The sequence below is a fragment of the Sphingomonas guangdongensis genome (assembly GCF_900199185.1).
GTDB classification, from domain to species: domain Bacteria; phylum Pseudomonadota; class Alphaproteobacteria; order Sphingomonadales; family Sphingomonadaceae; genus Sphingomonas; species Sphingomonas guangdongensis.
In genome coordinates, this window is the sequence record NZ_OBMI01000001.1 from 944887 (window position 1) to 958213 (window position 13327).

Below are 13327 nucleotides of genomic sequence, written 5' to 3' on the forward strand. Positions count from 1 at the left end.
GGGGTGGCGGGATCGTCAGCCAACATGGAGAACTGACATGACCGTTATCGGAACCAACATCGGCTCGCTGCGCGCGGCGAATGCGTCCACCAAGGCGAACCTGGCCCTGAACACGGCGATGGAGCGCCTGTCGACCGGCAAGCGCATCAACTCCGCCAAGGACGACGCCGCCGGCCTCGCCATCGCCTCGTCGATGACCGCGCAGATCAAGGGCATGACCCAGGCCGTCCGCAACGCCAACGACGGCATCAGCATGGCGCAGGTCGCCGAGGGTGGCCTGGACGAGATCACCAACATGCTGCAGCGCGTCCGCGAGCTGGCGGTGCAGTCGGCATCGGGCACCTACTCGGACGACGACCGCACCAACCTGCAGGCGGAAGTGGGCGAGCTGACCGGCCAGATCACCAGCATCCTGACCAACTCCAAGTTCAACAACGTCAACCTGTTCGACGGCACTGCCGGTACCGCCGGCGTCGTCACGATCCAGGTCGGCGCGGATGCGGCGGACACCGTTGAACTCTCGCTCGCCGAGGTCGACCTGACCGACGCGGTCGCGATCGACATCTCCGACGCGGCGGACGCTTCGACCGCGCTCGACACGATCGACACGGCGCTAACCACGGTGAACACGGCGCGCGCCACGCTCGGTGCCAGCCAGAACCGCCTGCAGTCGGTGGTCAACAACCTGACCAACAACGTCACCAACCTGACCGACGCGCGCAGCCGGATCGAGGACGCGGACTTCTCGACCGAGACCGCCGCGCTCGCCAAGTCGCAGATCCTGAGCCAGGCCTCGACCGCGATGCTGGCGCAGGCGAACCAGAGCCAGCAGTCGGTCCTCCAGCTGCTGCGCTAAGGGTAGCGGACCCGTAAAGTTTGCGGGGGTGGCGTCACCCCCCTAACCGACGCCGCTTCTCCCGCGAACCGCTTATCCCTCACGGGTGGGCGAAAGGATGCCCCGGTGGTCCGACACGGACCGCCGGGGTTTTCCTCGTCAGTCGGCGTAGATGCCGACCACGCGCCAGGCGCCGTCCTCCTTCGCCAGCGACACGGTCTCGATCACGTCGGCGCGGTTGGCGTAGCTGGTGCGGAACTTGACCATCTCCACCCCGTTCGGCGGCGCGGGCACGCTTTCCTGCGCGACCAGCGCGCGCGACCGCACCGCGCCAAGTGGCCTGCGCACCTTCTCGGACGCTGCCGTCCAGACCTCCAGCGTGTTGAGCTGTCGGAACGAGGCCGCGGTTGCGGCGTAGCTCGCCGCCCAGTCGGAGCGATCGAGCAGCGCCAGCCAGTCGCGCGCCGCGGTCTCCACCGTTCGCGCGATCGCGGGGTCGGTCTGGGAGGCCGGGGCGGGCGGCGGCGCGCTACCGGGAACAGTCAGCGCGGCGAGCAGGGCAGCAGCAAAAGACATCAGGACACCTCCGGCAACGATCGGCAGGCGGCGGGATGCCGGCTGCGTCGCTGCGGGATCGGCCGACTGCGGCGCTGGCGCATCCCCGATCATGCTGTCCCCAAATCTTTGGGGGGCGTCCTCACGGGCCAGCAGCAGGCGTGCGGCCTCTCGGCTGCTGGAGACGGACAGCTTGCGGCGCGCGTCGCGCAGCCGCTCGTTGACCGTGTGGACCGACAGGCCGAGCGCCCGCGCGATCGACTTCGCGTCGTGCCCGCGCACCAGCAGGCGCAGCGCCTGCTTCTCCTTCTCCGTGAGCGCGGCGATCGCGTCGGTCATCGCCGCGGAACTAGGCGGCGAGCGGGGCGGCAGCCACCCCGAAAACTTGGGGGAGGGCAACCCCCGTGCTCTCAAGTAACGTCACCCCGCGCTTGGCCCGGAGTCTCGCTCCTTCTGACCCGGATCCACAACAGCGGGACCCCGGATCAAGTCCGGGGTGACGTTATCCCAGGCGGCGAATGAGCCCCTTCTTCAGCCGGTCGTGCGCGGCCTTCTTGATCTGACACACGCGCGCGGCGCCGACGCCGATCACCTGGCCGATCTCCTCCAGGTTCAGTTCCTCCACATAGTAGAGCTGGATCACCATCTGCTCACGCTCGGGCAGCTCGGCAATCGCCGCGATCAGCGCGGTGCGTTGGTCAGCGTCGGCGAGCTGGTCGAAGGGGGACGGCTCGTTCGACATGAACCAGGGGCCCTCGTCGGTGTAGACGTCGTCGACGCTCTCGAAGCGCACGGCCTCCGCCGTCGCATAGTCGCTGCGCAGCTTCTCGGTGGTGACACCCAGCCGCTCGGCGACCGCCGCCTCGTCCGGACGACGACCGGTGGCGTCGGTCAGCGCTGTCACCGCGTCGTTGTACTGGCGGCGCCGCCGCATCGCGCCGCGGGTCAGCGTCGCCTGGCGGCGCAGCTCGTCGATCATTGAGCCGCGGACGCGGGTCAGCAGATATTGTTCGAACGTCACCTGCCCGCGGTCCTCGAACGCGCCGACCGCCTCGACCAGCGCGATCAGGCCGATCTGGACCAGGTCCTCGACCTCCACGATCGTGCTCATCGATCCGTGAACGTGCCAGGCGACGCGGCGCACCATCGGCAGGTGCTTGCGGACCAGCGCCTCCGTATCGGGGCGGGGCGCCGGGCGCGCGCCGTAGGTCAGGGGCACGCCCGCGGCGGGCTGGATGCGCGAGTGAAAGCTCATGCGGCGAGCGCCTGCTGCTGCTGGCCGAGCGCCGGCGGCGCCTCGGGCGCGCCGATTACGGCGATGACCTCGACCGACTTGTCCTCGGGGACTTCGAAGAAGCTCATGACGGGGGTATCCGGCAGGATGGATTTGGTGAGTTTGCGCATGGCGACGCGGATCGCCGGCTGGACGACGAGCGCGAAGGGCTTGGCCTCCGCGATCAGGGGGGCGGCGGCGCGCTGCATGGCATCGGAGATGCGGCGGCCGAGATCGGGCTCGATCGTGTGGCGCCGCTGCGGGTCCGAACGGACCGCCTGGCCCAGCAGCGCCTCCAGATGCCCCTCCAGCGTCATGACGCGGAGCGGCTCGCGCACGCCGCACAGCTTTTGGACGATCAGCGCGCCGAGCTCGGGACGGATCAGCTCGATCAGCTCGTCGGCGTCGAGCGTCCGCCCGGCGGCAACCGCGATTGCGGCGGCGATGCGGCGGAACTCCTTCAGCGGCACGCCCTCCGCCAACAGCCCGCGCAGCACCTGAGTCAGGACGGTGAGCGGCACCGGTTGCGGGCAGAGCGCCGCGACGAGCTGTCCCGCGCGCTCCTTCAGTCCGTCGAGTAGCGCCTGAACCTCGTCCGGGCCGAGCAGGTCGGAGGCGTTCTGAAGCAGCTGCTGGTTGAGGTGGGTGGCGATCACGGTGCCCGGATCGACCACCAGATAGCCAGCGCCGGTCGCCGCATCGGCGTCGGCAGGCGCGATCCACACCGCGTCGAGGCCGAAGGTCGGATCCTTGGCCGGCTTGCCCGATAGGCGGCCGACCGCCTGACCGGTGTCGAGCGCCAGCATCTCGTCAGGCGAGACCTGGTCCTCGCCGACCACCACGCCGCCGATCAGGATGCGATAGGTGTAAGGCGACAGGCCGATGTCGTCGCGGACGCGGACCTGTGGGACGACGAAGCCCAGCTCCTTGCTGAGCTGGCGGCGCACGCCGGTGATCCGCCCCATCAGCGGCGAACCCTTGCGCTCGTCGACCAGCGGCACGAGGCCGTAGCCGATGTCGAGCATGACCTGGCTGGCGTCGGTCACCTCGTCCCAGCCGATCTTGGACAGGTCGGCGGGTTCGGGCGGCGCCTCGACCGGAGCGGGCGCGGGGCGGTCAGCGGCCTTCTTCAGCCGATAGGCGGCGTAGCCGGCCGCTGCCGCCATCGGCAGGATGATGAAGTGGGGCATGCCCGGCATGACGCCGAGCAGCGCCAGGATCGCGGCGACCGGCGCCCACGTCTTGAAGCTGCCGAACTGGCTGCCGATCTGGCCCGCCAGGTCGTGGCTGGAAGTCACGCGGGTAACGATCGACGCCGCCGCGATCGAGAGCATCAGCCCCGGCAGCTGCGCAACCAGCGCGTCGCCGATCGCGAGTAGGACATAGGTCTGCGCCGCGTCCTTCACGCCCATGCCGTGGCTGACCACGCCCAGGATCAGGCCGCCGACGATGTTCACCGCTAGGATCAGCAGGCCGGCGACCGCGTCGCCCTTCACGAACTTGGACGAACCGTCCATCGACCCGTAGAAATCGGCCTCCGTCGCCGTATCCATCCGACGGGCACGCGCCTCGTCGGGCGTGATCAGGCCGGCGTTCAGGTCGGCGTCGATCGCCATCTGCTTGCCGGGCAAGGCGTCCAGGGTGAAGCGGGCGGACACTTCCGACACGCGGCCTGCGCCCTTGGTCACCACGATCAGGTTGATGATGATCAGGATCGCGAACACGAACAGGCCGACGACATAGTCGCCGCCGATCAGAAAGGTGCCGAACGCCTCGATCACGTGGCCGGCCGCGGCCTCGCCCTCATGCCCGTGGACCAGCACCACGCGGGTCGAGGCGACGTTCAGCGCCAGGCGGAACAGCGTCGCGAACAGGAGCACGGTCGGAAAGGCGGAGAAGTCGAGCGGCTTCTGCGCATTCAGCGCCACCATCAGCACCGCCAGGCTGATGATGATGTTCACGATGAAGAATACGTCGAGCAGGAAGGCCGGGATCGGCACCACCATCAGCATGACGAGCAGCAGCATGGCGACGGGCAGCGCCGCGCCGCGCGCGAAAGGACCGGCCTTGGCGGGCATGAACGAAGCGGTCGCCATGGCCTAGAGCTGCCCGCCGAGCTGCGCGAGCATCATGTAGGCGAGCCGTGCATTCTGCGGTGTCGGGCGGATCATGCTCGCCGCCGCCGCGCGGGTCACCTGCTTGCTGCCGAACCGGTCGAGCGTGGAGGCGAGCCACGCGCGGTCGCCGCCGGCCGCCTCGCTCCCCAGCACTACCTCGGTCTCCGGATCGATGGCGAGCGCGTCGATGGCGCCGCTCGCGCCCCCGGTGGCGCCGCCCGCGGCCGCGCCCTTGTCGAGCTTGGCGGCGAACCGGTCATAGACCTCGCTTAGCGACCGCGCGCGACCGTCGCCGGTGTAGAATACGCCGCGATTGGCGCGGGCGGCGGCGGGGAACAGCGCGGCGGCGCTGCGGTCGCCGTTCGCCTCCATCGCGCCCAGAAACTTCTTGGCACCACCGATGCCGAGGAAGTGCGCCATGTAGAGGTCAGTCCCGGTGACATCCCGGCCGAGGCTGGTGGACAGCGCGTCCTTGTTGTCGGACGCGTGCTCCGCCGCCATCAGCGAGGCCGCGGTCGGGTTGTTGCGCAGGTTCAGGATCGACTGCCGGACGCCGGGGTCGGAGACGACGTAGCGGCCCGACGACGTCTTACGGATCGAGTCCGCGGCCCAGGCCATGCCGTGCTCCGCCCCGTGGTTCTTCACCACGCCCAGCCAGCTCTGCTCGATGAACTGGTACAGCCCGGTCGCGGTCGAGGTGCCGGCGCGCGCGGACGCGTTCAGGCCGCTCTCGACCTGCGCCTGACCCAGCAGATAGTTGAAGTCGATCCCGGTGCGGTCGGCGGCGAGCGCAATGGCGTTCTGCACGCCGACTCTGCCCTGGGCGATCCGCCCCAACGTCGGAATGGTCATCGGCAAAATGAAGTCCCTGTGTTCGGGACGTCATCAGCAAGGGGCGTGCCAGATGCCCCCGATCACCTCACGCCAAGGCGGCGCTGCCGGTCGGGCGGTAGGACTGGGCCGGCGAACCGGCAAGAACCTGCAGGCGGCGGCGGACGTTTGCCGCCATCAGGTTGACGTAGATGCGGCATGTTTCATTCAAGCGGTGCGCCTCGCGCGCCAGCGCCTCGACGTCCGCGGTCGGCGGCTCGTTGCCGGCCTGCGCCACCGCGTCGATCCCGGACAGCTTGGCCGTGGTCGCCCGCTCCAGCGCGTCGATGTCGTTCGCCTTCAGCGCGGCGATCTCGGCGTGCAGCGCCTCGATCACCCCGATCAGCGCATCACGCCGGGTCATTCGGCTTCCACTCGAGCTTGAGCGCGAGCAGCCGGTCCGCGATCGTGGATGGCACCAGCGGGAAGTTGCCGTCCTGAATGGCCTTCTTGATCTTGGCGACGCGGTCCGCGTCCACCGGTGCGCTCGCCGCTGCGGGCTGCGACAGCGCCTGCAGCGTCGATGCCGCCTGCGTGCCGGCGACATTCACCTGCGGCTCGGCTGCCTTGACGGCCGATACCGGTGCGACCGGCGCTAACCGCCGATCGACGCTTGCTGTGGCCTTTGTACCGACCGGATCCACCATGGCTTCCGTCCTCGAATTGCTTCTGCGAACGGCTAAACGACCGGTCGACACGGGACTTTAGCATTTTTTATTGCGCCCATCCGGGAAGCGTCGCTCGGCCGGTCTCGACCGCCACCGCTTGGATCGGCGGTTTGGCCGGATCGACCCGCACCATCAGCCGTCCGCCGGCGACCGCGTCGCCCATCGCGACCCCGTCACGCGTGATGGAGAAGCCCGCCGTGCCCGCCTCCACCGTGATCGGATCGCCGCGGCGGATCACCGGCTCCGGCTTGGCCGCGAGGGGTGCGGCGCTGACGGCGGCGGCTATGGGCGCGCGCACCGGCTGCGGCGCGAGCTTCACCGGCACGTAGATGCGCCAGGCGGGCGCAGCGCAGCGCACCACCACCGCGTCCTGGAGCGTGCCGCGCCAGTCCAGCTCGGGCAGCGGGCAGGCGGCGAGCTTCAGCCGCGGATCGACGAGCGTGCGGGCGCCGCCCTCCTCCCCCACCTTGTGGCCGGTAAAGGCGGCCACCGCGACGTCGATCGCGGTCGTGTCCTGGAAGCGGAGCTGCGCGGCGGCCGGCAGCGGCACCAGCGCGGCGAGGATCAGAAGCGGGCGGATCATGGGTGTTCCCCTGCGAAAGCGAGATTGAGCTGGACCGCGCGGCCGGCGCCGACGCGAGTGTCGATGAGGAGGCGTGCCGGCGGCACGTCCCGGGATAGGGTGGCGACGACGGCGCGGGCGCGGTCGGCGGCAAGGATCGCCGCGGACCCCGTCACGGGATCGACGTCGGCGGGTGTGCCGTCGGTACCGCCGGTCACGCGGATGATCGTGCGAGGGTCTCGCAGCGCATCCTCCGCCCAGAGCGCGACATCGCTGGCGGGCAGCGCGGCCGAGCCAGGCGCGAAGCCGGTGACGACATTGGCGTCGACCGCCATCGGCACCGGCTGTTCGACGCCGAAGCCTTCGCGCAGGCTGTCGGAGAGCGCGCGCCGATCGAGTTGGGGATTGGCCTGGAGGTAGACGAAGAAGCCGACCAGCAGCAGCATGACGTCGGCGAGCGTGATCAGCCAGATCGGCCGCCGCGCCTCGTCCTCCACGATCTGCTCGGGGGTCATGCGGCCCGCTCGCGCAGCAGCGGCGCCTCGCGCTCCGCGAGTGCCGCGAGCGGCCGGGCCAGGCGGCCGCGCTCCAAGTATTCCGCGCGCGCGAGGCGCTTGAGGCGCGACGCGATTGGCAGGAACAGGAGGTTGCCGAGCAGCGCGCCGTAGAGCGTGGCGAGCACCGCAACGGCCATCGCGCCACCGATCGCGGCCGGATCAGTCATGCTGGTGAAGAGCCGCACCAGCCCCACCAGCGTGCCGACCATGCCCATCGCTGGCGCGATCTCCGCGGCGGCAGCCCACATGTCGGCGGCGGCGCGCTGCCGCTCGTAGCGGGCGAGCCGACGCTCCTCGATTGCCGCGGCGGTGCGCGCCGGACCCTCGCCGTCGACCACGCGCGCGATCGCCGCGGCAACGTCGCCGTCGCGGATTACCGAGCGGTCGAGCTGCATCACGCCGTGCCGCGCGGAGATGCGGGCGAGCGCCTCGACCTGCGTCACCAGCGCGTCGGCCGAGAACGGTTGCCGACCCAGCACCCGCAGTGCGACGAACCCGCGGGCGAGATCGCGCACTGGCGTGCGCAGCGCGGCCGCGAGCGCGGTGCCGCCGCCGACGATGGCGAAGGCGGTCGGATCGAGGAAGGGCGCAAGGGTGGTCGCGAGAGTCATCGCGTACGCACCTGCAACTAGGGTGCCAAACGGTTGCAGGTCGTGCGCTGCCGATGCACCCCGGGCAGCGCGGCAGCCCTCTGCCGGCAGCGGCAAAATCTTGCCGGTCGCGCTTGCCGGTGCGGGTCGCCAACGCAAAATCCGGCAATTGGCACGGGCGTTGCAGGAACCTCGCTGCAACCAACACGGGATGTGGCAACGATGCCGATCGACGATCTTTTCGGGGTACATGGGAAGGCGCTGGCCGTGCGCTCGCAGCGCATGGGCATGCTCGCCTCCAATATCGCGAACGCCTCGACGCCGGGCTACAAGGCCAAGGACATCGACTTCGCCGCCGCACTCCGCTCGGCCGAGGCCGGTCCGCTCGACCGTGGCATCGCCGACGCGACCAAGTACCGCGTCCCGCTGCAGATGAGCATGGACGGCAACACCGTCGAGCTCGCGACCGAGCAGACCGCCTTCGCTGAGAACGCCGTCGCGTATCAGACGACGCTGTCGTTCCTGAACGGCCGCATCGGCCAGATCACCCGCGCGCTGAAGGGCGAGTGACGATGGCCGACAATCCCATGAACATCTTCCAGGTCGCGGGCCGCGCGATGTCGGCGCAGCTCGTCCGCATGAACACCACCGCGTCGAATCTCGCGAACGCCGGCGGCGTCGCGAGCGATGCGGCCAGCGCCTATCGCACGATGAAGCCGGTGTTCCGCACCCAGTTTGACCAGGCGTCGGGCATGGCGACCGTGAACGTCGAGCGCGTCGTCACCGCGGGCGAGGAGCCGACCAAGCGCTACGACCCGGGCAATCCGCTGGCCGATGGCGAGGGCAATGTCTGGGAGAACGCGGTCGATGAGACCCGCGAGCTCGTCGACATGCTGGAGGCGACCCGCACCTACCAGAACAATGTGGAGGTCATGCAGACCGCCAAGTCGCTGATCGTCGACACCCTCAAGCTGGGACGCTGATAGATGGCCACTTCCTTCGACACGACCCTCGCCAACCTCGGCATCAAGCGCTCGACCACCGCCGTGCAGGGCGCCGGCAAGGACGCCAGCGAGATGAACGCGGGCGACTTCGTCAAGCTGATGACCGCGCAGATGAAGAACCAGGACCCGTTCGAGCCGGTCGACAACAGCCAGATGGTCGCCCAGATGGCGCAGTTCACCAGCCTGTCGAGCCAGACGGAGATGGCGACGACGCTGAAGTCGATCGCCGCGAAGCTCGGCGCGGCGACGACGTCCGACGCCGTCTCCTACGTCGGCAAGACCGTGCTGGTGGAGGGCAAGACCGCCTATCCGCGCACCGGCGGCGGCTTCGCCGGCGGGGTCGAGATCGACAAGGCGGCGACCGCGGTCAACCTCACGATCACTAACCAGAATGGTGAGATCGTGAAGACGGTGGATCTGGGCGCCCACGCGGCCGGGACCGTCAACTTCGACTGGGACGGCACCGACGCCAAGGGCGAGCCCGCCGGCGACGGCCCGTTCACCGTCTCCGCCCAGGCACGCGACGGCGCCAAGTCGGTCGCGAGCCGCACGCTGGTGTGGGCGGCCGTCACCTCCGTTTCGATGCCCAAGGACGGCACCCCGTCCCTCTCCCTTCTCGGCAACGGCGCTGTCGCGCCCGACGCCGTCCGCTCGATCGCCTGAACTCAATCGACCTCTAGCTTCCAAGGAGCACGTCCATGTCCTTCTACACCTCGCTCTCCGGCCTCCAGGCCTCGCAGACCGAAATGTCGACGATCTCCCACAACCTCGCGAACGTCGCGACCAACGGCTTCAAGAAGAGCCGCACCGAGTTCGCCGACGTCATGGCATCAAGCGTCAGCATGTCGCCGACCCAGATGATCGGGTCGGGCACGATCGTGAAGGCGATCCGCCAGCAGTTCGGCCAGGGCGCCTCGATCCAGTCGACCAACGCGCTCGACCTGATGATCTCGGGCGAGGGGTTCTTCGCGGTGAAGCCCGATCCGGACTCGGCCAAGGTCGCCTTTACCCGCAACGGCGGCTTCTCCGTCAACGCGGATCGCTTCGTGACCGACTCGAACGGCGGCCACCTGCAGGTCTATCCGGTGGACGGATCGGGCACGGTGGTCGCGACCGGCCTTGATTCGACCATCAACCTGCAGCTGCCGCCGACCAGCGGCACGCCGAAGCCGACCGAGGTCGTCAGCCTGGCCGTGAACCTGTCGGCGAACGCGACGGTGCCGAAGGACAATCCGGTCTTCAACACCACGACCAACCCCTACGCCTTCGATCGCTTCAACCCGGCGACCTACAACAACTCGTCACAGACCATCGTGTACGACGCGGTGGGCAACGCGACCACGATGACCAACTACTACATCCGCGACACCGTCTCGACGGGCGCGGGTTCGAACAGCAACTGGCTGGTCTATACCTTTGTCGGCGATCGCCAGATGCAGGTCGCGGGCTCGAACGACCCGACCACCATGACCTTCGACAGCTCGGGTGCGAAGGTCGCGCCGTCCAGCGCGATCCAGTTCGACGCCTTCACGCCCAACGGCACCACCACGCCGCAGCAGGTGACGCTCGACTTCGGCACTGCGACTACCCAGCTCGGCCAGCCCTTCTCCAAGCTGATGGAAACGCAGGACGGCCGCGCGGTGGGTCAGCTCGAGGGCGTGAGCGTAGGCGAGGACGGGATCGTCCGTGCGAGCTTCTCGAACGGCGACACCCAGGCGCTGGGCAAGGTGGTGCTCGCGAACTTCTCGAACCCGTCAGGCCTGCGCCAGCTCGGCAACAGTTACTGGACGTCGACCGGCGTGTCGGGCGAGGCGCGCCTGGGTGAGGCCGGCGCGAACGGCTTCGGCAGCCTGATGTCCGGCGCGGTCGAGCGCTCGAACGTCGACATCACGGAGGAACTGGTCGGCCTGATCGCCGCGCAGCGCAACTTCCAGGCGAATGCCAAGGCGCTCGATACGTCCAGCCAGACGTCGCAGACCATCCTCAACATCCGCAACTGAGCCAAACGGCCGAGTAGGAACGCCAAGCGATGGACCGGATGGTCTACACCGCCCTGTCGGGGCTCAAGAGCCAGATGTCGGCGCAGGCGGCGATCGCGAACAACATCGCGAACGCCGCCACCACCGGCTTCCGGGCGGACCGGGTCTCGTTCCAGCAGATGATGCTGAAGGGCGGCACCGGCCACGAATCGCGCGCGGCTTCTTCCGAAGAGGTGAAGGACGCCGATCGGCGCGCCGGATCCATCCAGCAGACCGGCCGCGATCTCGACATCGCCATTCCTGGCGCGTCGTGGATGGCGGTGCAGGCAACCGACGGCACCGAAGCCTACACTCGCCGCGGCGACCTGCGCATTACCGAGAGTGGCGTGCTGGAAACCGGCGACGGGTTCCCGGTGATGGGGTCGGGGGGCCCCATCACCGTCCCGCCCGCGCAGAAGGTGATGATCAGCGACGACGGCACCCTGTCCATCATCCCGATGGGCGCGGAGCCGGGCGCACCCGCGCAGGTAATCGACCGCATCCGCTTGGCGAGTGCGGAGGGCACCGACACGGTCAAGGGTCTGGACAATCTGCTGCACGTGCGCGGCGGGGGCGTGCTGCCCGAGGACATGAACGCCAAGGTCCAGGTCGGCGCGCTCGAACAGTCGAACGTCAACCTGACCGAGGCGCTGGTCGACATGATCGAGAACCAGCGCAGCTACGAGATCCAGGGCTCGCTGCTCAAGGAAGCGAAGTCGCTCGACGAGAGCTCCGCCTCCCTGATGCGCCTGCCCGGCTAAACTCCAAAGCGAAGGACACGAACCATGGGTTCCGCCGCACTCCACATCGCCCGCACCGGGCTCGACGCCAACGACACGCGGATGCGCGTGATCTCGAACAACCTGGCGAACGTCAACACGACCGGGTTCAAGAAGGATCGCGCCGCGTTCGAGACGCTCGCCTATCAGGTCGTGACCGCGCCGGGCGCGCAGAGCACGGCGGAGACGCGCTACGCGACCGGGCTCAACCTCGGCACCGGCGTGCGCATCCAGGGCACCGCGCGGATCGACACCCAAGGGTCGCTCCAGACCACCGGCAACAGTCTCGACCTCGCGCTCGACGGCGACGGCTATTTCCAGGTGCAGCTGCCCGGCGGGCAGCTCGGCTACACGCGCGCCGGCAACTTCAGCCGCTCGGCCGAGGGCCTGCTGGTGACGAGCGAGGGCTATCAGGTGCAGCCCGGCATCACCGTGCCGGAGGGGACGACCGCGATCACGATCGGCGGCGACGGCACCGTCTCGGCGACCGTCGCCGGCCAGACGGAAGCGACGCAGCTCGGCCAGATCCAGGTCGCGAGCTTCGCCAATCCGGGCGGGCTCCAGGCGGCGGGCGACAACTACCTGATGGAGACCGCCGCGAGCGGCGCAGTCAACATGGGCATCGCCGGCCAGGACGGCCGCGGCCAGGTCCGCCAAGGCATGCTGGAGGGATCGAACGTCAACGTCGTGGAGGAGCTGGTCGACATGATCGAGACCCAGCGCGCCTACGAGGTCAATTCCAAGATGATCTCGGCGACCGACGAGATGCTCAAGTACGTCAACCAGAACATCTGATGAGCGCCGCCGTGATCCGCACCCTCCTCCTTGCCTGCGCCGCGATCGGCACGCTGGCGGCCACCCCGGCCGATGCCGGGCTGTTCGGCTCCAAGAAGCCGGTCCCTCCGCCCGAGTTCCGGACCGTGCTGCCGGCGGCGCCCGCCCCGGTTCCGGCGCCCGCCAACGGTGCGATCTTCCAGGTGTCGAACGGCTATGCCGGGCTGTACGAGGGCGCCCGCGCCCGCGCGGTCGGCGACCCGCTGACCATCGTGCTGGTGGAGCGCACCAGCGCGTCCAAGTCGGCGGGCACCAAGCTCGATTCGGACGGCGGCTTCTCCATCACGCCCCCGACCACCGGCGCGCTCAACCTGTTCCGCCAGACCGACGCCAGCATCAGCGGCAACCGCAACTTCGGCGGGACCGGCAGCGCCGATCAGTCGAACGCCCTATCGGGTGAGGTCAGCGTGACCGTCGCCGAAGTGCTGCCGAACGGCACAATGGTGGTGCAGGGGCAGAAGACGGTGACGCTCAATCGCGGCGACGAGTTCGTCCAGATTCGCGGCATCGTGCGGCCCGCCGACATCGACGCGAACAACCGCGTCCTCTCCACCCGCGTCGCCGACGCCCGCATCGCCTACACCGGCCGCGGCGACGTCGCCCGCGCCAGCCGTCAGGGGTGGCTCAGCCGCTTCTTCCAGGTCGTCAGCCCGTTCTGAGGTTCG

At 69.1% G+C, this 13327-nt stretch carries 17 protein-coding genes; 8 read left to right on the top strand and 9 right to left on the bottom strand.

The annotated features are described in order from the left end of the window. The first annotated feature begins 37 nt into the window (after positions 1-37). Positions 38-856, top strand: a complete 819-nt coding sequence (locus tag CRO12_RS04495) for a flagellin N-terminal helical domain-containing protein (RefSeq protein ID WP_097062760.1) — start codon at positions 38-40, stop codon at positions 854-856. Between the two features lie 138 nt (positions 857-994). Here CRO12_RS04495 and CRO12_RS04500 read toward each other — a convergent pair whose 3' ends face one another. From CRO12_RS04500 to CRO12_RS04540, 9 genes are all read right to left on the bottom strand, one after another. Then, positions 995-1729, bottom strand: coding sequence for a helix-turn-helix domain-containing protein (locus CRO12_RS04500; protein ID WP_097062761.1), 735 nt, complete (start codon positions 1727-1729; stop codon positions 995-997). A 163-nt stretch (positions 1730-1892) separates the two neighbouring features. Continuing rightward, the gene (locus tag CRO12_RS04505) at positions 1893-2645 is read right to left on the bottom strand and encodes a sigma-70 family RNA polymerase sigma factor (RefSeq protein WP_097062762.1); all 753 of its coding nucleotides are present in this window, start codon (positions 2643-2645) and stop codon (positions 1893-1895) included. Beyond that, on the bottom strand, positions 2642-4759 hold the full coding sequence (flhA, locus tag CRO12_RS04510) for a flagellar biosynthesis protein FlhA (RefSeq protein WP_245858209.1): 2118 nt from the start codon (positions 4757-4759) through the stop codon (positions 2642-2644). The genes CRO12_RS04505 and flhA overlap by 4 nt, the downstream gene beginning before the upstream one ends. A 3-nt stretch (positions 4760-4762) precedes the next feature. Beyond that, positions 4763-5632 carry a flagellar biosynthesis protein FlgJ gene (locus CRO12_RS04515; RefSeq protein WP_097062763.1) on the bottom strand — a complete coding sequence of 290 codons (870 nt, stop codon included), beginning with the start codon at positions 5630-5632 and terminating at the stop codon, positions 4763-4765. A gap of 67 nt (positions 5633-5699) precedes the next feature. Then, positions 5700-6014 carry a flagellar protein FlgN gene (locus CRO12_RS04520; protein WP_097062764.1) on the bottom strand — a complete coding sequence of 105 codons (315 nt, stop codon included), beginning with the start codon at positions 6012-6014 and terminating at the stop codon, positions 5700-5702. Further along, the gene (flgM, locus tag CRO12_RS04525) at positions 6001-6297 is read right to left on the bottom strand and encodes a flagellar biosynthesis anti-sigma factor FlgM (RefSeq protein WP_097062765.1); all 297 of its coding nucleotides are present in this window, start codon (positions 6295-6297) and stop codon (positions 6001-6003) included. The genes CRO12_RS04520 and flgM overlap by 14 nt, the downstream gene beginning before the upstream one ends. Before the next feature lie 67 nt (positions 6298-6364). Next, positions 6365-6901, bottom strand: a complete 537-nt coding sequence (locus CRO12_RS04530; protein ID WP_097062766.1) for a flagella basal body P-ring formation protein FlgA — start codon at positions 6899-6901, stop codon at positions 6365-6367. Continuing rightward, on the bottom strand, positions 6898-7395 hold the full coding sequence (locus CRO12_RS04535; RefSeq protein WP_245858210.1) for a flagellar motor protein MotB: 498 nt from the start codon (positions 7393-7395) through the stop codon (positions 6898-6900). The genes CRO12_RS04530 and CRO12_RS04535 overlap by 4 nt, the downstream gene beginning before the upstream one ends. Then, the gene (locus CRO12_RS04540) at positions 7392-8048 is read right to left on the bottom strand and encodes a motility protein A (protein ID WP_097062767.1); all 657 of its coding nucleotides are present in this window, start codon (positions 8046-8048) and stop codon (positions 7392-7394) included. The genes CRO12_RS04535 and CRO12_RS04540 overlap by 4 nt, the downstream gene beginning before the upstream one ends. Positions 8049-8249: 201 nt before the next feature. Between CRO12_RS04540 and flgB the strand changes: the two genes are divergently transcribed. Genes flgB through CRO12_RS04575 form a run of 7 tightly spaced genes read left to right on the top strand, consistent with a single transcriptional unit; the run spans position 8250 to position 13321 of the window. Further along, positions 8250-8597, top strand: a complete 348-nt coding sequence (gene flgB / locus CRO12_RS04545) for a flagellar basal body rod protein FlgB (RefSeq protein WP_097063353.1) — start codon at positions 8250-8252, stop codon at positions 8595-8597. A gap of 2 nt (positions 8598-8599) precedes the next feature. Further along, positions 8600-9010 carry a flagellar basal body rod protein FlgC gene (gene flgC, locus CRO12_RS04550; protein ID WP_097062768.1) on the top strand — a complete coding sequence of 137 codons (411 nt, stop codon included), beginning with the start codon at positions 8600-8602 and terminating at the stop codon, positions 9008-9010. 3 nt (positions 9011-9013) lie between these two features. Next, positions 9014-9694 carry a flagellar hook assembly protein FlgD gene (locus tag CRO12_RS04555; protein ID WP_097062769.1) on the top strand — a complete coding sequence of 227 codons (681 nt, stop codon included), beginning with the start codon at positions 9014-9016 and terminating at the stop codon, positions 9692-9694. A gap of 35 nt (positions 9695-9729) precedes the next feature. After that, a complete protein-coding gene (locus CRO12_RS04560; RefSeq protein ID WP_097062770.1) occupies positions 9730-11031 on the top strand; it encodes a flagellar hook protein FlgE in 1302 nt (433 codons plus the stop codon). Positions 11032-11060: 29 nt separating this feature from the next. Beyond that, positions 11061-11810: a flagellar basal-body rod protein FlgF gene (gene flgF / locus CRO12_RS04565; RefSeq protein ID WP_097062771.1), complete on the top strand. Its 750-nt coding sequence runs from the start codon at positions 11061-11063 to the stop codon at positions 11808-11810. Positions 11811-11834: 24 nt separating this feature from the next. After that, positions 11835-12623 carry a flagellar basal-body rod protein FlgG gene (flgG, locus tag CRO12_RS04570; protein WP_097062772.1) on the top strand — a complete coding sequence of 263 codons (789 nt, stop codon included), beginning with the start codon at positions 11835-11837 and terminating at the stop codon, positions 12621-12623. Further along, a complete protein-coding gene (locus CRO12_RS04575; protein ID WP_097062773.1) occupies positions 12623-13321 on the top strand; it encodes a flagellar basal body L-ring protein FlgH in 699 nt (232 codons plus the stop codon). The genes flgG and CRO12_RS04575 overlap by 1 nt, the downstream gene beginning before the upstream one ends. Positions 13322-13327 lie beyond the last annotated feature (6 nt).